Here is an 18037-nt window from a genome sequence, read left to right as displayed (position 1 = left end):
CAGCGTTTAAGTACTGGGGCAGAAGTAACCGTATTTGAGTCGGGCCTGCTGGTCCGACCGCTCTAGGCGGTCTGACCGGTTGAAGCACCAGCGATTTCGGTTTAACGACAACCGGTCGGACCGTCTAGGGCGGTCGGACCGGAGCATACGCTTACTTCTGCACCGGTGCTTACGCGCCCAGCTTCTCCCCAAAAAACGCCAGCGTCAGCGCCCAGGCTTCTTTGGCGGCTTCAGGGTGGTAGCTGGCCCGTGCGTCGCAGTGGAAGCCGTGGTCGGCGTAGGAGATGACGGTGTTGATGTAGGGCTTATTAGCCGCTTCCACCGCCTCAATTACCTGGTTAATATCGGCTTTGCCAATGTGCTCATCGAGCCCGCCCCAGAAAAAGAGGTGTGTGGCGTGCAGGTCTTTGGCGCGGTCGGTAATGGTGTGGGTGCCGCCGCCGTAGTACGATACGGCTGCCGCCAGCGGCAGCACGGCATTGGCCAGAAACGATACCCGGCCGCCCAGGCAAAAGCCGATGCTGCCAATTTTTTCAGCTTTCACCAGCGGCTGGGTTTGCAGCCAGGCGTAGGCTGCCTGCAGGTCCGAAGTCAGGTCATCGTTATTGATGGCCATGTAGTGGGGCATGGCCTCGGTGCCGAAATTGGCGTAGTCGATTTCCAGGCCTGGCGCGGCCGTGCGGTGGAACAGCTCGGGGGCGATAACGGCATAGCCGGCCGCCGCCAGCCGGTCGGCCACGCTGCGGATATGGTGGTTAACGCCGAAGGCCTCCTGCAACAGGATGATGCCCGGTACGGGGCCGGTGCTGCTGGGGAAAGCGGTGTAGGCACGCATCTCGGTGCCATCGGCCACGGCGAGGGTGACGAAATTCTGGTTGCTCATTTGAAAGGATTTGGGATTGTTTCGGGCACTAACAGCTGAACGGGCAATTGTTCATTGCGCCGGTCCGGCCCGGGCGCTTTTCCGAACCGGATGGCCCCACCAGGGGTTCACCACCTTGTTCCAATCCGCTGGCTATGAAATCCACCCCCCAAATCCGCCTCAACGTCCTCGACCAGTCGCCCATCCGGCCGGGCAGTACCGCCCGTCAGGCCCTGCTCGAAACTGTGCAGCTGGCCTAGCTTGTCGACCGCCTCGGCTACACCCGCTTCTGGGTGAGCGAGCACCACAATACCCACACGCTGGCCGGCTCTACGCCCGAGGTGCTCATTACCCATCTCGGCAGTCAGACGCAGCACATCCGGCTGGGCTCGGGCGGCGTAATGCTACCCCACTACTCGGGCCTGAAAGTGGCCGAAAACTTCCGCCTGCTCGAAGTCCTGTTTCCCGGTCGCATCGACCTGGGCATGGGCCGTGCCCCCGGCGGCGACCGCCTCACGGCCCACGCCCTCAACCCCAGCAACACCTTCAGCGAGCAGGATTTCGTGGAGCAGCTCATGGACCTGCAGGCCTATTTGCGCGATGACAAGGTGCCCGACACCATTCACGAGCGGGTGATGGCCGCCCCCCAAATCCCTGCCGCGCCGGAGCTGTGGCTGCTGAGCTCCAGCGGCCAGAGCGGCCTGTTTGCCGCGCACCTGGGCATGGCGTTTTCCTTCGCCCAGTTCATCAACGGGGCGGGCGGCCCGGCGGCCGTGCGCCAGTATCGCGAGCGGTTCCGGCCCAGCCGCGAGCTGGCCGCGCCGCTGGCCAACGTGGCCGTATTCACGTTTTGCGCCGATACCGAGGAAAAAGCCCAGTAGCTGCGCAAAGCAATGGACATGCAGCTCATCCGCTTCAACCGGGGCGAATACCGCACCTTTCCCTCGACCGAAGAAGTGCGTAACCACCATTTCTCCGCCCAGGACCAGGCCCACCTTGCTTCCAACCGCAACCGCGTGGTGAGCGGCACCCCCGAGCAGGTGCACGCCCAGTTCACCCAGCTAGCCGCCGACTACGGGGTGGATGAAATCACGGTCGTCACCATCACCGCCGATTTCCAGGACCGCCTGCGCTCCTACGAGCTGTTGGCCGAAGCCTTCGAGCTAACGCCCACGCCGGCCAAGCACGAGGCCCAGCTGGCCTGGTTGAACGGCTGTACACTGACGCCTAACAGAGCTCACGACTTCGCCAGCACGATATAGCGACCTGTTTAAGGGGGCTTTGTCGGCCAACGTGATGGCCTACCGCATCGTGAACAGCAATCAGGTCCAGAGCGTGCTGCCCATCGCCCCGCGCTTTCTCACGGCCGCTACTGCCAGCCCGTAGGAGCTGGCCGGCCAGGTCACTAGCAAGGACGTGGAAGTCGATATCCAGAGCCGGCCCGTCAATGGCATCTCGTTCATTGCCGGCTACAGCTACAACCACACGGCCTACACCCGCAGCAACCTCTACGAAGACGGCAGCCGCCTGCGCTACAACCCCGCCCACACGGCCAATGCCAGCCTGTACTACAGCTTTGCCAATGTATTCGCCAACAATAACTTCCTGCGCGGCCTCAGCGTCGGCCTGACGGTCTACTACGTGGGCGACCGCCTGGCCGGCCGCAACCCCCGCCTGCTCGACCCCACCACCGGCAAGCCCTGGGCCACGAACGGCACGGCATCGGCTGATGCCTTCAAGCTCATTGCCCTGCCCAACTATTTCCTCTTTGATGCCTCGGTGGGCTATGCCTACGAGCGGTTCTCGGTGCGCTTCAAAATGGCCAACCTGCTCAATGAGCTGAGCTACAACGTGCACAACGACAACAGCATCAACCCCATCGTGCCCCGCACCTTCGCCACCACGCTGAGCTACAAGCTGTACTAATAAGCCGATGAGCCCGACCAAAACCCTTTTTTCGCACCATCCACCGCTGGCTGGGCCTGGGCAACAGCCTGATTATCGTGTTCGTATGCCTCACGGGCAGCGTGCTGGCCTTCGAGCAGGAAATAGAGCAGGCGTGGCACCCGGCGCGCTACTTTGTGGCCCCCGCCACCACGCCGCGCCTGCCGCTGGCGCAGCTGGCCGAGGCCGTGAAAGCCTCCAAACCTGAAGCCAAAATCGGCGGCTTCAAGCTCTACGCCGACCCCGCCCGCACTGTGGAAGTCAGCCTGGCCGGTGGGGACAAGGAGGGGAAAGGGGATGCCCGCAGCGGCGCGGGCCGGATGGTCGGCGGAGGCCGTCCCGACGCTGGCCCCGGCAAAGGCGGCAAAGGCGACAAGGGTGGTAAAGGCGAGGGCGGCGGCCCCCGCATCTTCGTCAATCCCTACACGGCCGCCATCACGGGCGAGCTCAACCCGCGCGACAACTTCTTCAAAACCGTGGAGCAGCTGCACCGCGGCCTGGTGGCCGGCAAAACCGGCAAGCTGGTGATGGGCGTGAATTCTGTGGTGTTTCTGTTCATCCTCAGTACCGGGCTGGTGCTGTGGTGGCCTACCGCCCGCAAAGCCCTCATGCCGCGCCTGAAAGTGAAATGGGGCAGCGGGTGGAAGCGCCTGAACCACGATTTTCACATCTCGCTGGGCTTTTATGCCGCCGTGCTTCTGTTCATCATGGCCCTCACGGGCATCGATATGTCGTTCGATTGGGTGGGTGCGGGCATCAACAAGCTCACCCACTCGCCCCTGAAGCGGCCCGAACCGCCCACCTCGGCCGCGCCCGTTGTGGCCGGCACCGCGCCCTTCGCCGCCGATGCCGTGCTGGCCCTGGCTCGCCAGCAGGCCTCCGATGCTGAGTCATACTCCGTGCAAATGCCCAAGGAGCCTACCGGCAGTATTCGGATGGCTATCCTGCGCCCCGGCGCCATCACCGAGAACGCCACCGATGAAGTGTATCTCGACCAGTATTCCGGCCACGTTATCAGCAGCCAGCCGTATGTCCAGCGGCCGGTGGGCCAGCGTATTCGGGGCCTGTTCAAGCCAGTGCACACGGGGGCCATTGGGGGCTTGCCAACCAAAATTCTGGCCTTTGCTATCGGGCTGTTGGGGGCCACCTTTCCCATTACGGGCACCATTATGTGGTGGAACCGGCGGCGCAAAAGCCAGCGTAAAGCTCAGCTGCAAGCCGCTTAGCGCTACAGGCTTTTTACGCAAATGTCTCCCAGCCCAATTTCAGAATAAACGCGCTGACTACCACCAAAAACAGCACCCGCACGAAGCCCGTGCCCCGCCGCATGGCCATGCGCGCCCCCAGCATGGCGCCCAGCACATTGCACACCGCCATGGGCAGCGCCACCTGGTACAGCACCTGCCCGGTGGAAACGAAGTAAGCCAGCCCGGCAATGTTGGTGGCCACGTTCACCACTTTGGCCGAAGCCGAGGCGGCCAGGAAATCGTAGCCAAACAACCCCACGAAGGCAAACAGCAGCAAGCTGCCCGTGCCCGGCCCAAAAAAACCGTCGTAAAACCCAATGCTCGCGCCCAGCGCCACGCCCGTCCACAGCTCGCGGCTACCGTGCAGGCGGGGCGCGTGCAGGCTGCCAAAGTCCTTGCGCCAGAAGGTGTAGGCGGCCATCAGCACCAGCAGGGCCAGCACCAGCGGCTTCACCAGCTCCTTGTTGAGGCCGCTCACGGCGCGGGCGCCCAGCAACGCGAAGCAACCTGCCACCACGGCCGCTACCGCCACCGTGCGCCAGCGAATGGGTACGCCCGTGAGGCCCTTTAGGTAGCGATATGCCGACGCCGACGTACCCGCCAGACTGGCCACTTTACCCGTGCCCAGCACCGTAGGAATGGGCGTGTCTTTGGGCAGCAGTAGCAGCAGGGCCGGCAGCTGAATGAGCCCGCCGCCGCCCACCATCGAATCAATAAAACCGGCCAGAAAGGCGAAAAAGCCTAGTGCAGCAATGGTAACCGAATCAATCCCGTGAGGCATACGAAAATCTACTTATGCTTCGGGATAAATCAATCTGTAAACCACAAGCACTATCAAAGGTGAGGTGATAATCAAGCAAATGAGCAGCGGCTTCCAAATACTTTTGGCCGGAAACTCGGCTTGTTTCTCGATGAACTGCTTTGAATAGGCATCCAGCCCTATGGCTCCCACATAGCCCACTACAAAGGGAAAAATGGGGCCGCCTGAAGTGATGTGGAAGGAAGTCTGCAGCCAAATCATGGCAATAGCATACACGATGCTAACCCACAGAATCTTGCGCCCCGCTTCGGGCTGGCCAATATCCTTGAGATTCTGCGCCGTCATCACTCCGCCAGCAATTGCGGTGAACAACATAGAAAACGCCCGAATGGCCCGCGCCGAATAGAGCGGATGGTCGGCGGCGAAACCGAGCGAATGATTGGTGGGCTGCATCACACGCTAGAACGGCGGCTCCTCGCCGAAGCTGTTGCTCTTCGGGAATGGCACCGGCGACTCGTTAATCTTCGAGCCCAGCCGGATGGTGTTCGGGGCGAAAGGACTTGGCTCGTTGTCGAAGTTGCTGGCGGGCAGGCCCATGGGCTGGTAGCCGCTGTCGAAGCCGCCGCCCACGCCATCGAGGTCGGCAAACTTGGTGTACTTGCCGATGAACTTGAGCTGCACGGTTTCGAGCGAGCCGTTCCGGTGCTTGGCGATGATGACTTCGCCCACGCCCTGGGTCGAGTTGCCCTCGGCGTCCTGGTCGAGGCCGTAGTATTCGGGGCGGTAGAGGAAGATAACCATGTCGGCATCCTGCTCGATGGAGCCCGATTCCCGCAGGTCACTCAGCTGGGGCTTTTTGTCGCCGCCCCGGGTTTCCACCGAGCGCGAAAGCTGCGACAGGGCCAGCACGGGGATGTTCAGCTCCTTGGCAATGCCCTTGAGGGCCCGCGAGATGCTGGCAATTTCCTGCTCGCGGTTGCCGCCGCGGCCGTCGGTGTTGCCGCTCATCAGCTGCAGGTAGTCGACGATAATCATCTGCACATCCTTCTGCGAGCGCAGGCGGCGGCACTTGGTGCGTAGCTCCCGAATGCTCAGGCCGGGCGTATCGTCAATGTAAATCGGGGCGGCCGAGAGGGCCGTTATTTTGTGGTTGAGCTGCTGCCACTCGTGGTCGGCCAGGCTGCCCTTCTTGATTTTCTCGGAATCCAGCTCTGCCTCGGCCGAAATCAGACGATTGACGAGTTGGAGGGAGGACATTTCCAGCGAGAAAATGGCCACAGCTTTCTTGAAATCAACCGCCGCGTTGCGCATGGCCGATACCACGAACGCCGTGTTGTGCGTCACCGTCATGTCCTGAAGCAGGAACAGGCGGTTGCCGTCAATCTCAAAGCCGTAATAGTCATCCACGTTGTCGAACTCAACGGTAATGCCGGTCTGCCGCCAGTCAACAGGCGAGGCCCAGGGCTGGGCCTTTTTGCGAGCCACGCGCACCGGCACCCGGTTTATGTCGCCGTAGAGGCGCACGCGCCACACGTCGCACTCGTAGCCGATGCTGGAAATGGTGGCGCGCTTCTTCGTGAGCGAAGTGCGGAAGCCCAGCGAGTCGCCCAAAAACTTGATTTGGCGGGCCAAACGCTGGTTTTTCTGGGTGATTTCGTAGCCGTTGGAAACTGGGTCGAGGTGGCCGTCGCTGTCGATGAGGCCGGCCAGCAGGCGCAGGCGGTTCTCGGTCGAGTTGATGGCGTAGGCGCGGGGAATGTGCTTATCGCCCAGCACACCCAGCTGCCGCAGCTCATCCTGCAAGGAATACTCGGCAATGTTGCCACCCTGCCGGCCCTTGGTAATGCCGTAGCTGTTGCAGCGATTTTCCACCACGCCCACGGTCACCTGCATTTTCAGCGCAGTGGCGTATTCGTGCAGGTAATCGATGATTTCTGGGTCCTGGCCGGTGATGCGGCAGTTACCAGTGTTGCCATCGCCCAGCCATACGCCCAGGAAATACGGGTCCACGGGTAACTCCTGCGCCTCAAATTCCACCGGCACCTTGTAGCCCTTATAGTTTGAGCGGAATTTTGGGTCTTTGGCCAGATAGTCCTTTACGGTGATGTTCAGCACGTCGCCGTGGCGGTGTGGGCCCTCATTGCGTGAGCGTTTCAGGGAGAGAATATGGCTCTCGTTCACGCGGTAGTCGTCGCCCTTGTTTTGGCGCACCCAGTACATGTTTTCGCGTCCGCGCGCAATGCTCAGGACCCGGCGCGGGGTCGAGTCGTCGCCCATCAGCAGGTCGCCTTCGCGCACGTCTTCCACGTTGCACAGGTCGCCGTTGAACAACAGCACTTTGGTGCCTTTGCCCAAACACTTGCCCATGCCCGGACGAGCCGCAATAATCACAAGGTCAGATGGTTGCCAGCCGCTAGTGACGCGGTCCAGCGCCGTGAAGCCGGTGGGTACACCAGTCAGGCCGTCGGCCTGGTTCTTCTTTTCTTCGAGCTCCTTGATGGCTTTGCCCATCAGGCTCCGCATGTCGTCGAAGTTCTTGCGGATGTTCGATTCCGACACCTCGAACAGTGCCGATTCGGTATCGTCGAGCAGCTTGAATACATCGGTAGTATCCTCGAACGCATCGCGCTGGATTTCGCTCGAAATCCGAATCAGCTCGCGCTTGATGGCGGTTTCAGTGATGATACGGGCGTGGTACTCGACGTTGGCCGCCGAGTTAACTTTCAGCGTGAGGTTGGCTACGTAGAAGGGGCCGCCGGCGGCTTCAAGCTCGCCCATCTCGCGCAGCTCGTGCACCACGGTGAGCTGGTCGATGGGTTCTGACTTATCGAACAGCCGGATAACGGCGCGGTAAATGCGCTGGTGGGCATCTTTGTAAAAGCTCTCGGGCTTGAGCAGGTCAATAACCGAGGTGAGGGCGTCTTTTTCCAGCATCAGGGCACCGAGCACGGCCATTTCGAGCTCGGGGGCCTGGGGCGGCAGCTTGCCGGCCGCACTGGCATTCTGAGGAACTACCATACCCCCCCGATTGGTCCAGGCCGCTTTGGCGCGGGCGGCGGATTGCTTCAGGCGGTCGTCCATCTGGTCGGGCATAGGGGAATTGGGAAACTAAAGTAACGAAATAGCGGAGACGAGGAAACCGGCCGGGAAAATAAAACCGGGCCGGCCGTGATATATACAAAGCTAACCCCGCCAACGGAGAAAAGATTGGTGGACAAATTCGATTCTTTTGGTTATGGAATGGCGGCGGCAGCCGGTAGTTTGTAATTTCGCGCCCCACCGAAATAGTTTTTGGTTTCTTGTTTCTGGTGGCTGGTTGAACGTTAGCTACGTTAGCCGCTACTCCCCCTTAGCCTTTTCGGATGGCGGGGTACAAATCAGTGTTTAGAATCCAGCTTAAAGTGTCCTGAATCAACTCCTTTGGAACCAGCAACCAGCAACCAGCAATCAGCAATCCACCCAGAAGCCATTCACCTCATCGCGGTGGGCGGCAGCATTATGCACAATCTGGCGCTGGCCCTGCACCGCCGGGGTGCCCACGTCACGGGCTCCGACGACGAGATTTTTGAGCCCGCCAAAGGCCGCCTTGCCGCCGCCGGCCTGCTGCCCGCCCAGGAAGGCTGGGATGCCGCCCGCATCACGCCCGACCTCTCGGCTGTTATCGTGGGCATGCACGCCCGGCCCGATAACCCCGAGCTGCTGCGGGCCCAGGAATTGGGCCTGAAAATCTATTCCTTCCCCGAGTACATCTACGAAGCCAGCCGCGACAAGCAGCGCATCGTCATCGGGGGCTCGCACGGCAAAACCAGCATCACGGCCTGCATTCTGCACGTATTGCGGTTCCACGGCCGCAAGTTCGACTACGCGGTGGGGGCCCAGCTGGCGGGCTTCGATTTGATGGTGCAGCTGACCGATGACGCGCCCATCATCATCATCGAGGGCGATGAGTACCTGTCGTCGCCGGTAGACCGGCGGCCCAAGTTTCACCTCTACCAGCATCATATTGGGGTGATTTCGGGCATCAGCTGGGACCACATCAACGTGTTTCCGACCGAGGAAATCTACCGCGAGCAGTTCCGCATCTTCGCCGATATGACGCCCAAGGCCGGCGTGCTCATCTACGACCGCGACGACGAGCAAACCCAGCTCATCGCCGTGCCCACCAACCCCGACGTGACCTACATCGGCTACGGCCCGCACGAAAACGTTATCCGCGACGGCCGCACGTTCCTCATCACGAAAAAGGACGAGGAAGTGCCCGTGCAGGTGTTCGGCGAGCACAACCTGCGTAACATCTCGGCAGCCAAGGAGGTGTGTAAGCAGCTGGGCATCAAGGGTAAGGATTTCTTCCGGGCAGTGGCCACGTTCCCCGGCGCGGCGCGGCGGCTGGAGCTGGTGCGCGAAGGCACTACTTCGGTGGTATATAAGGATTTCGCTCACGCTCCCAGCAAGCTAAAGGCCACGGCCACGGCCCTGAAGACCCAGTTTCCGCAGCGCCGTTTGGTGGCCTGCCTGGAACTGCACACGTTCAGCAGCCTCAACCCGGCCTTTTTGCCGCAGTACGCGCATTGTTTCGATGCGCCCGACGTGGCCGTGGTCTACTTTAACCCCCACGTGCTGGAGCACAAGCGCCTGCCGCCGCTGGCCGCTGCCACCGTGGCCCAGGCTTTCCAGCGGCCGGATATCAAAGTGATAACCGATAGCGCCGAGCTGGCCGCATTTTTAAGAAGCCAGACCTGGGACAATACCAACCTGCTGCTCATGTCGTCGGGCACATTCGACGGGTTGGACTTGAATGGCTTGGCGGCAGAAATTGTGGGTTGATTGAATATGTCATGCTCCGGTCCGACCGCCCTAGGCGGTCCGACCGGTTGTCGTTGTCTATTGGAACGTGTTTTTTATAACTGGTTGCCGGTCTGCATCAAATCGTGCTTTCTTCAACCGGTCGGACCGCCTAGGGCGGTCGGACCGGAGTAGATAAGAAACCAAAAAAGCCCGCTATTCAGCGGGCTTTTTTGGTTTCTTATCGGTGGTGATGAGCAGGGCCAGCGCCGTGAGCGCGGCTCGCAGCAGCCATTTATTGCGCGTATTCATTTGACAGGGGCCGAGGAGAAGAGCGAATTGTTGATGTTCACTTTCAGGTCGCAGGTGCTGCCGCCCACTTTCTCGCCGCAGGTGGTGCCCACGATGCGTCCGTTTTCAAAATTGAAGAAGCACATGGGGCAGCCCTGGCCGGTGATGGTGTAGCGCTCGGCGGTGGGGCGTAGGTAGTAGGTGTTGTCGCCGCCGGCGGTGAGGGGCAGGGCCATGGCCCGAAACATGCCGTTGCGCAGGCCCATGCCAATTAGGTAGTAGCTAATGGGCTCGTCGGGGCCGGTGGGGGCTTTGCGCACCTGAATCTTATCGATTACGGTGCCATCGCCAAACTGCCGGATGAAGGCTTGGGCCAGCTCGCTGCGCGGCGTGTTATACTCCGTGGAGCTGTCGGTGAAATGCACGATTTGCCGGCTTTCCGGCTTGGCAATAACTTCGCCTTTGATGCGGTTGGGGCTGCCGAACTCACTGGTAGCCTGTTTGGTGCTTTCGCACGACATGACCAGCAACAGCATTGAAATACTCAATAGGCTCAACCCAAGCAAACGCGAAAAAAGCTTCATAGTAGAATAGCAAAAAGTTGGGCCTTGGGAGCCGCTACCTAGCGGCCCTTGTAGTACTTACGCGCTTCCGGCAATTCGCGCTGAATATCTGCGATGCGGGTGCCGTTGGAGGGGTGAGTAGAAAGGAACTCGGGCGGCGAGGCTTGGTTCTCGCGGGCATCCATGCGCTGCCAGAACGTAATAGCGCCGTCGGGATTGTACCCGGCCATGGCCATGAAAATCAGGCCCAGGTGGTCGGCCTCCGATTCCTGGTTGCGGCCGTAGCGCAACAGGCCCAGCTGCGAGCCTACGCCAAACGCCTGCAACGCCAGCTGCTGCGTAGCGGGAGCATTGGTCGAAAGGGCGGCCGAGAGCACCTGCCCGCCCAACTGCTGCAGCAGGCCCTGGCTCATGCGCTCGGAGCCGTGCTTGGCTACGGCGTGCGCGATTTCGTGCGACATTACCACGGCCAGGCCGTTTTCGTTCTGCGTAATGGGCAGAATGCCGGTGTACACGGCCACTTTGCCGCCGGGCATACACCAGGCATTCTGCTGCTTGTCGTCCTGAATCACATTGAATTCCCACTGGTAGCCGGCCAGCTGGTCGGAGGCGTTTTGCTGGCGGAAATAGGTTTCCACCGCCGCCTGAATGCGCTGGCCCACGGTGCGAACCATGGCCACCTGCTGCGAGTTGGTGGAGAGCGGGCCTTTGGCAATAATCTCGTGGTATTGCGTGGAAGCCAGGGTGTTGATTTCGCCGTCGCTCACGAGGCTGAGCTGGCGGCGGCCCGTGATGGGCACCGTAGAGCAGGCGGAAAGCAAGGCCAGACTGGCCACGAGGGTGAGTTTTTTGAGCATGAGCATGAGTGAAAAAGTGGAAGAATGCGCTGGCCCCACGCCAACGTGGCGGGCTCCGGCGCGGGCAGCCGTTTCGGGCTATACGGGGGCAGGGCGGGGTAAAGTTTTGGCCGGGCCAGGCCGGCGGGCCGTAAAAATGGGCCGGCCGATGGCCGTAAGCCAGCGGGGAGCCGTAGTTTTGACTTATCTACGACCCGCCTTTCCCGTCGCCATGAAAATCATCTGCATCGGCCGCAACTACGCCGACCACATTGCCGAGCTGCACAACGAGGTGCCCTCCGCGCCCGTTATCTTTATGAAGCCCGAAACGGCGCTGCTGCAACGCGGCCAGCCGTTTTTCATCCCCGAATTCTCGCAGGACATTCACCACGAAATAGAATTGGTGCTGCGCGTGAGCAAGAACGGCCGCCACATCGACGAGTCGTTTGCCCTCAATTATTTCGATGCCATTGGCCTTGGTATCGACTTCACGGCCCGCGACTTACAGGCCGAGCTCAAGAAAAAAGGCCTACCCTGGGAGCTGGCCAAAGCCTTCGACGGCTCGGCCCCGATTTCGAACACCTTCCGGCCCGTGGCCGAGTTTGCCGACCTGGCCAACATCAATTTCCATCTCACCGTGAACGGCGAAACCCGCCAGACCGGCAACTCCGGCCTGATGCTGCACCCCTTCGCCAAAATCATCAGCTTCGTATCAAAATACATCTCCCTGAAAATGGGCGACCTTATTTTTACCGGTACGCCCGCCGGCGTGGGTCCCGTGCAGATGGGCGACCAGTTGGAAGGCTTCCTGGAAGGGGAGAAGCTGCTGGAGCTGGGCATTCGATAGGGATGTAGAGACGCATTCTGGCGGCTTGGCGTTGAACGGTTGGGCTGTGAACGAGTCTGATTGGCGCGGTGCCGGAGACATAAGGATGCGTCTCTACATCCGTTTATGAAAAGTATTAGCTGAATTAAAAGAAGCGTTATTGTGCAAAAGGGAAAGCTAACTGCGCGGTTGATAGGAAGTGTGTTTTTGGTGCTGCTGGCATGGCGGGTAGGAGGGCAGGAGGCTGACACTTCCGACCGCGACCGCGCCCCCGGCGAGCTGCTGAATGCCGGGCGGGCTACCGTGGCGCCGGGGTATTTTATGTTTCCGATTGCGCCGGGCAAGCCGGGCTTCCTGGCCGGGAGCATGGGCGAGCTGCGGCCCAACCATTTCCACGGTGGCCTCGACATCAAGACCGGCGGCGGGGTAAACCAGCCCGTGTACGCCGCCGCCGATGGCTACGTGTCGCGTCTCAAGCAGTCGTCGTTTGGCTACGGCAACGTGCTCTATATCAATCATTCAAATGGTCTGACCACCGTGTACGGCCACCTCAACGAGTTCAAAGGTGCCTTCGCGGCCGAGCTGCTGCGTCGGCAGTACGACAAGCAGAGCTACGAGTTGGAAGCCTTCTTCGAGAAGGACCGGTTTCCGGTGAAGCGTGGCGAGCTGGTGGCCCTGAGCGGCAACACCGGCGGCTCGGCCGGCCCGCACCTGCACTGGGAAGTGCGCGATGCCCAGGACCGGCAGTACAACCCCCTGCAATGGGGCGGCTTCCCCGAGATTCAGGACCATGTAGCCCCTACGCTGCAGGCATTTGCGCTGGAGCCGCTGTCTATTGAGGCGCGGGTGAAGAACGTGTTTGCCAAGGCGCTGTTTGCGCCCAAAGTGCAGCCGGGGCCGGGCGTGGCCACTACCTGGGCCGATACCATCAGTGCCTTTGGCACGGTGGGCGTGCTGGTGCAAGGCTTCGATAGGTTTGACAATGCCTGGAACCGCAACGGTATTCAGCGGGTGGCCATGACGGTGAACGGGCAGCCGTTTTACCAGCACAACATCGATGCGATTCCCTTCCCGACGGGCACCCGGCAGGTGGGCAATTTCGTCGATTTCCTGTATCAGAACACCCAGGGCCGCACCTTGCAAAAGCTGTGGGTAGACGATGGCAACGACCTGCTGATGTACGCCACCACCAGCCCCACCAAGGGCCGCCTGACCGTGGAAGCCGGTAAGGTATACAACGTCGACATCACCCTGGCCGACTCCTACAACAACCAGACGGCCCTGCACCTGGTGCTGCGCGGCGAGCAGCCGGCCTACTTCAAAACCCGCGCCGCCGTGGTGAAAAAGCCCGCCCTGCGCTTCGAGGTGACCCGCAACCTGCTGAAAGCCGTGGCCGCCGACCCCAGCGCCGACTCGGTGGGCGCCAACCTGGTGCTGCTGCGCGGCAACCGTCGCCTCGAAATCAAGCCGAGCTACACCCAGAACAGCGAAACCGTGTACCTCTACGACCTGCGCGCCGGCCTGCCCGATTCCATTCGTTTCGGCACCATCACCAAGAAGTTCGACCGGCAGGTGATGATTCCGGCGGGCAAGGAGACCAACTACGCCACGGCCAAGCTCAACGTGATGTTCGGCAAGGAAACCTTGTTCGGCAACATCTACCTCGGCACCAGCTACAAGCCCGAGCCCATCGGCAGCGGCTTCTGGACGGTGGGCGCGCAGCTCATTCCACTCTATCACACGGCCACCCTCACTCTCAAGCCCACCACCCCGCCCGCCGATCCGGCCCGCACTGCCATTTACGCGGCCACGCTGAAGGGCGGCAAAGCCTACCTGGGCGGCAAGTGGGACGAGCAAGGCAACATCACGGCCAACATCCGCCAGTTTGCCTCCTACCGCATTCTCACCGATACCGTGGCCCCTAAGGGCAGCCTCATCGGGCGGCCCGGCGGGCAGGTGCTCTTCCGCGTCGGCGACGACCTTTCCGGCCTGGCTACCTACCGCCTGCTGGTGGGCGGGCGGTTCCGGATGCTGCGCTTCGAACACAAGAATTCCACGCTGTTTTCGGTGCCGACCGATACGCTGGGTGCCCGCTTGAAAGGCCCCGCCGAACTGCGTTTGACGGACCAGGCCGGCAATGAGCGGGTGATTCCGCTGAGCTTGTAGTAGCGGAGAAGTGCGAATAAGACTCCCCTCCTTACCAAGGAGGGGATGCTGGCGCGAAGCGTCAGCTGGGGTGGTTGTAGCGTTGCATGGCATCCGCACGATTTCCAGTCAATTCCCGTAAGCGCTTAAATTACATTTATTGCATTCATTTCGCCAGCCGTTCAACGCCACAACCACCCCAGTTGACGCTTCGCGCCAGCATCCCCTCCTTGGTAAGGAGGGGAGTTTTGACCGTCTTACTCTTCTCAAAAACCCTTCCCATCATGTCCCTCGAACCCGGCCAACCCGCCCCCGATTTCACCGCCCAGGACCAGGACGGCAACACCATCAGCCTGCACGAGCTGCGCGGTCAGAAAGTCGCCCTCTACTTTTACCCCAAGGACGATACCCCCGGCTGCACCGCCCAGGCCTGCAACCTGCGCGACCACCAGGAGGAGCTGAAAGCCAGCAATATCAAAGTCATCGGCGTGAGCATCGACGGCGCGGCGGCCCACCAGAAATTCGCCCTCAAGTACGACCTGCCCTTCCCGTTGCTCGTCGATACCGACAAAACCATCGTGCAGGCCTACGGCGTGTGGCAGGAGAAGAAAAACTACGGCAAGACCTACATGGGCACCGTTCGCACCACTTTCCTTATTGATGAAAACGGCTTGATTGAGCAGGTTATCAAGAAAGTGGACACCAAGGAGCACGCCGCCCAACTGCTGAAGTAGCGGCAGTCGGCAGCACTATTTTGCCCCGAAAGGGCCCGTTGGCCCATCCCGCCGTTTACTACCTTTACCCACCGAACCCAACTATTCCCGACATGGCCGATACCACCACCACCAAAACTGTTGAACAGCCCGAGAAATCAAACGAGGAGCTGAAGGAAATTGCCACCCAGGTGCGCCGCGACATCGTGCGCATGGTGCATGCCGTGAACTCGGGCCACCCCGGCGGCTCGCTCGGCATCACCGATTTGCTGGTCGCGCTTTACTTTAAAGTAATGAAGCACCACCCCGAGCCCTTCGATATGGACGGCAAGGACCAGGACCTGTTCTTCCTGTCCAACGGCCACACGTCGGCCACCATGTACTCGTGTTTGGCGCGTTCGGGCTACTTCCCCATCAGTGAGTTGAGCACGTTCCGCAAGCTCAACTCCCGCCTCCAGGGCCATCCCACCACCCACGAGGGCTTGCCGGGCATTCGGGTAGCCTCGGGCTCCCTGGGCCAGGGCCTGAGCGTGGCCTGCGGCGCGGCCCAGGCCAAAAAGATGAACGGCGACAAGCAGCGTGTGTTCGTGCTCATGGGCGACGGTGAGCTCGAAGAAGGCCAGAACTGGGAGGCCGCCCTCTACGCCAGCCACCACAAAATTGATAACCTCATTGCCATCGTAGACCGCAACGGCCAGCAAATTGACGGCTCGACCGATGAAATCGGCGGTCTGGGCGACATTGGGGCGAAGTTCAAAGCCTTCGGCTGGCACGTCATCGAAGGCGACGGCAACCACTTCGATGCCCTGATTCCCCTGCTCGAAAACTGCGTGGCCGCCACCGGCAAAGCCAGGCCCGTCATATTCGTAATGGATACGAAAATGGGCTTCGGCGTCGATTTCATGATGGACGGCCACAAGTGGCACGGCGTAGCACCGAACGATGCCCAGCTGGCCACCGCCCTCGATGAGCTGAAAACCGGGACGGAAGGCGACTACTAAATCACTGATTTTCGCTGATTAACCGAGATTTCGCTGATGCGGTCCTGCGCCTTACGTCAACCTCACCCCCCCGGCCCCCCTCTCCAAAAAAGAGGGGGGAGCTTTACGTTCCTGTTCAAGCAAAATCGTAAAGCTCCCCCCTCTTTTTTGGAGAGGGGGGCCGGGGGGGTGAGGTTGCGCCTGGCGGCGTTGCTGCTGCTGCTATGGAGCATTAACACCCACGCCCAGAACGCCCCCCTCGAAAAGCCCAAGGTCACCCGCATTCTTTTCCTGCTCGATGCCTCGGGCTCGATGATGGCCCCCTGGGAAGGCCAGCCCCGCTGGAACGTGGCCAAGCGCATGCTCAGCAAAATGGTGGACTCCCTCAACACCTATCCCAACTTGGAAATAGCCCTGCGCGTGTACGGCCACCAATATCCCAATGCCGAGAAAAACTGCGAAGACTCCCGGCTGGAAGTGCCTTTCGCTCCGCGCAACGCGGTGGCCATCAAGAAAAAGCTGACCGAGCTGAAAGCCCAGGGCAATACGCCCATCACGTACTCGCTGGAGCAGTCGGCCAACGATTTCCCCACCGATAAGTCCTCCCGCAACGTGCTGCTGTTGATTACGGACGGCCTCGAATCGTGCAATCGCGACCCCTGCGCGGCTTCCATCGCCCTGCAGCGCAAGCACGTTTTCCTCAAGCCCTTCGTCATCGGCATCGGGGCCGAGCGCGATTTCGGCAAGCAGCTCGAATGCCTCGGCCAGTACTACAACGCCGCCGAAGTCGCCACTTTCCGCACGGTGATGAACGACGTAATTGCCAAAACGCTGAGCAAAACCACCGTCTCGGTGAATCTCACCGACGCCAACGGCAAGCCCGTGGAAAGCAACGTGAACATGACCTTCGTGAACAACGTGACCGAGCAGCCGGAGTACAACTACGTGCACTACCGCGACGCCCAGGGCAAGGCCGATGTCGTCGATATCGACGCTCTCCAGAGCTACGACCTCGTGATAAACACGGTGCCGCCCGTGCGCCAGGCCAACATCCCCATCACGCCCGGCAAGGCCAACGTGCTCACTTACAAAACGCCTCAGGGCACGCTTTGGCTGCAAAACCCACCTCTCACACCCAACCCGTATGGTACCATCCGGGCGGTGGTGCGCAGCCCGGCGGGGGCCACCGTCACGGCCGGCACCTTCGGCACCCGCCAGAAACTGCTGGCCGGCAACTACGAAGTGGAAGCCCTGACCCTGCCGCGCACCGTGCGCCGCCTCACCATCAAGCAAGGCCAGGAATACGCTTTCACCTACGATGCCCCCGGCACCCTCAATATTACCTCCGACCTGAAAGGCTTCGGCAGCATATATCAGTTGAATGATGACGAGTCGCAGACCTGGATTTACGACTTGCCGCAAGGTGGCAGCAGCAAAATCAACCTACCCATGCAGCCGGGGGCCTACCGGTTGGTATTTCGCACCAAAACCAGCATCGGCAGCAAGTTTACGGACGTGCGCAATTTTAGCATTCGGAGCGGGCAGACGACATCAGTAGCCATTTTCGGAAAATGACGTGAGAACGGAAAACTCCCCTCCTTACCAAGGAGGGGACATTTTCACAAAGTGAAAATTGGGGTGGTTGTAGGCGTTGAAGAATCGTTGAATCAAATGACAGCCCCATGACAACCCTCAACAACCTCCCCCACAAAAAAGAAGAACGCCGCACCCTCCGCAACAACCTAACCCCCGCCGAAGTCGTCCTCTGGAACCAATTGAAAAACGGCCAGTTGGCCAACCGCAAATTCCGCCGCCAGCACAGCATCGGCGAGTTCATTCTTGATTTCTACTGCCCGCAGGAAAAGCTTGCGGTTGAATTAGACGGTGCGGGCCATTTCACGGCATCCGGCAATTTGCATGATGCAGCGCGTACTGATTATTTGAATGCATCGGGTATTCGGGTAATGCGGTTTGAGAATAAGTTAATTTGGTCGGCGCTGGATAGCGTGCTGCATTCCATTGAAAGTAGTTTTAGTGGGCGCTGACGTTTGCCGTTCAACGCCACAACCACCCCAGTTGAGCCTGCGG

16 protein-coding genes and 1 pseudogene are annotated in these 18037 nt (G+C 60.5%); 11 read left to right on the top strand and 6 right to left on the bottom strand.

What is annotated here, in order from left to right; translation table 11 throughout:
* Positions 1 to 169: 169 nt before the first annotated feature.
* Positions 170 to 883: a dienelactone hydrolase family protein gene (locus KQ661_RS17810; protein ID WP_216727651.1), complete on the bottom strand. Its 714-nt coding sequence runs from the start codon at positions 881 to 883 to the stop codon at positions 170 to 172.
* Positions 884 to 1137: 254 nt separating this feature from the next.
* Between KQ661_RS17810 and KQ661_RS17805 the strand changes: the two are divergent.
* The 4 genes and pseudogenes from KQ661_RS17805 to KQ661_RS17790 form a co-directional block, all read left to right on the top strand.
* Positions 1138 to 1743 (top strand): annotated as a pseudogene (locus KQ661_RS17805) (MsnO8 family LLM class oxidoreductase); the annotation flags it as partial.
* 18 nt (positions 1744 to 1761) lie between these two features.
* A complete protein-coding gene (locus tag KQ661_RS17800) occupies positions 1762 to 2124 on the top strand; it encodes an LLM class oxidoreductase (protein ID WP_216727649.1) in 363 nt (120 codons plus the stop codon).
* A 154-nt stretch (positions 2125 to 2278) separates the two neighbouring features.
* Positions 2279 to 2788: a type IX secretion system membrane protein PorP/SprF gene (locus KQ661_RS17795; protein WP_216727648.1), complete on the top strand. Its 510-nt coding sequence runs from the start codon at positions 2279 to 2281 to the stop codon at positions 2786 to 2788.
* Positions 2789 to 2826: 38 nt separating this feature from the next.
* Positions 2827 to 4032 (top strand): PepSY-associated TM helix domain-containing protein, encoded by a 1206-nt coding sequence (locus KQ661_RS17790; RefSeq protein WP_216728005.1) that lies wholly within the window; start codon positions 2827 to 2829, stop codon positions 4030 to 4032.
* A gap of 13 nt (positions 4033 to 4045) precedes the next feature.
* Here the strand turns inward: KQ661_RS17790 and KQ661_RS17785 are convergent, their stop codons facing one another.
* From KQ661_RS17785 to dnaB, 3 genes are read right to left on the bottom strand one after another with little or no spacing between them, the layout of a single operon-like run.
* Positions 4046 to 4834 carry a sulfite exporter TauE/SafE family protein gene (locus tag KQ661_RS17785; RefSeq protein ID WP_216727647.1) on the bottom strand — a complete coding sequence of 263 codons (789 nt, stop codon included), beginning with the start codon at positions 4832 to 4834 and terminating at the stop codon, positions 4046 to 4048.
* Between the two features lie 12 nt (positions 4835 to 4846).
* A complete protein-coding gene (locus tag KQ661_RS17780) occupies positions 4847 to 5269 on the bottom strand; it encodes a hypothetical protein (RefSeq protein WP_216727646.1) in 423 nt (140 codons plus the stop codon).
* Positions 5270 to 5272: 3 nt separating this feature from the next.
* Positions 5273 to 7831, bottom strand: coding sequence for a replicative DNA helicase (gene dnaB, locus KQ661_RS17775; RefSeq protein ID WP_235727314.1), 2559 nt, complete (start codon positions 7829 to 7831; stop codon positions 5273 to 5275).
* A 402-nt stretch (positions 7832 to 8233) separates the two neighbouring features.
* Here dnaB and KQ661_RS17770 point away from each other — a divergent pair, with 402 nt between their 5' ends.
* The gene (locus KQ661_RS17770) at positions 8234 to 9637 is read left to right on the top strand and encodes a UDP-N-acetylmuramate--L-alanine ligase (protein WP_226915627.1); all 1404 of its coding nucleotides are present in this window, start codon (positions 8234 to 8236) and stop codon (positions 9635 to 9637) included.
* Between the two features lie 266 nt (positions 9638 to 9903).
* Here KQ661_RS17770 and KQ661_RS17765 read toward each other — a convergent pair whose 3' ends face one another.
* Both KQ661_RS17765 and KQ661_RS17760 read right to left on the bottom strand, forming a co-directional pair.
* Positions 9904 to 10422, bottom strand: coding sequence for a hypothetical protein (locus KQ661_RS17765; RefSeq protein WP_216689602.1), 519 nt, complete (start codon positions 10420 to 10422; stop codon positions 9904 to 9906).
* A gap of 86 nt (positions 10423 to 10508) precedes the next feature.
* The gene (locus KQ661_RS17760) at positions 10509 to 11306 is read right to left on the bottom strand and encodes a M48 family metallopeptidase (RefSeq protein WP_216689600.1); all 798 of its coding nucleotides are present in this window, start codon (positions 11304 to 11306) and stop codon (positions 10509 to 10511) included.
* A gap of 211 nt (positions 11307 to 11517) precedes the next feature.
* Between KQ661_RS17760 and KQ661_RS17755 the strand changes: the two genes are divergently transcribed.
* The 6 genes from KQ661_RS17755 (at position 11518) to KQ661_RS17730 (ending at position 17994) form a co-directional block, all read left to right on the top strand.
* Entirely contained in the window at positions 11518 to 12132 is a 615-nt protein-coding gene (locus tag KQ661_RS17755) for a fumarylacetoacetate hydrolase family protein (RefSeq protein WP_216726603.1), read from the top strand.
* 168 nt (positions 12133 to 12300) lie between these two features.
* Complete coding sequence (locus tag KQ661_RS17750; RefSeq protein WP_216727644.1) at positions 12301 to 14277, top strand: M23 family metallopeptidase; 1977 nt, start codon at positions 12301 to 12303, stop codon at positions 14275 to 14277.
* 263 nt (positions 14278 to 14540) lie between these two features.
* Entirely contained in the window at positions 14541 to 14990 is a 450-nt protein-coding gene (bcp, locus tag KQ661_RS17745) for a thioredoxin-dependent thiol peroxidase (protein ID WP_216689594.1), read from the top strand.
* 92 nt (positions 14991 to 15082) lie between these two features.
* Positions 15083 to 15970: a transketolase gene (locus tag KQ661_RS17740; RefSeq protein WP_216726601.1), complete on the top strand. Its 888-nt coding sequence runs from the start codon at positions 15083 to 15085 to the stop codon at positions 15968 to 15970.
* A 147-nt stretch (positions 15971 to 16117) separates the two neighbouring features.
* Positions 16118 to 17524: a vWA domain-containing protein gene (locus KQ661_RS17735; protein ID WP_235727008.1), complete on the top strand. Its 1407-nt coding sequence runs from the start codon at positions 16118 to 16120 to the stop codon at positions 17522 to 17524.
* A gap of 107 nt (positions 17525 to 17631) precedes the next feature.
* Positions 17632 to 17994: an endonuclease domain-containing protein gene (locus KQ661_RS17730; RefSeq protein WP_216727642.1), complete on the top strand. Its 363-nt coding sequence runs from the start codon at positions 17632 to 17634 to the stop codon at positions 17992 to 17994.
* The last annotated feature ends 43 nt before the right edge of the window (positions 17995 to 18037 follow it).

It is taken from the genome of Hymenobacter siberiensis (assembly GCF_018967845.1).
GTDB classification, from domain to species: Bacteria; Bacteroidota; Bacteroidia; order Cytophagales; family Hymenobacteraceae; genus Hymenobacter; species Hymenobacter siberiensis.
The sequence above is the reverse complement of the archived record's forward strand: the minus strand, read 5'-3'. Positions and strand labels throughout refer to the sequence as shown.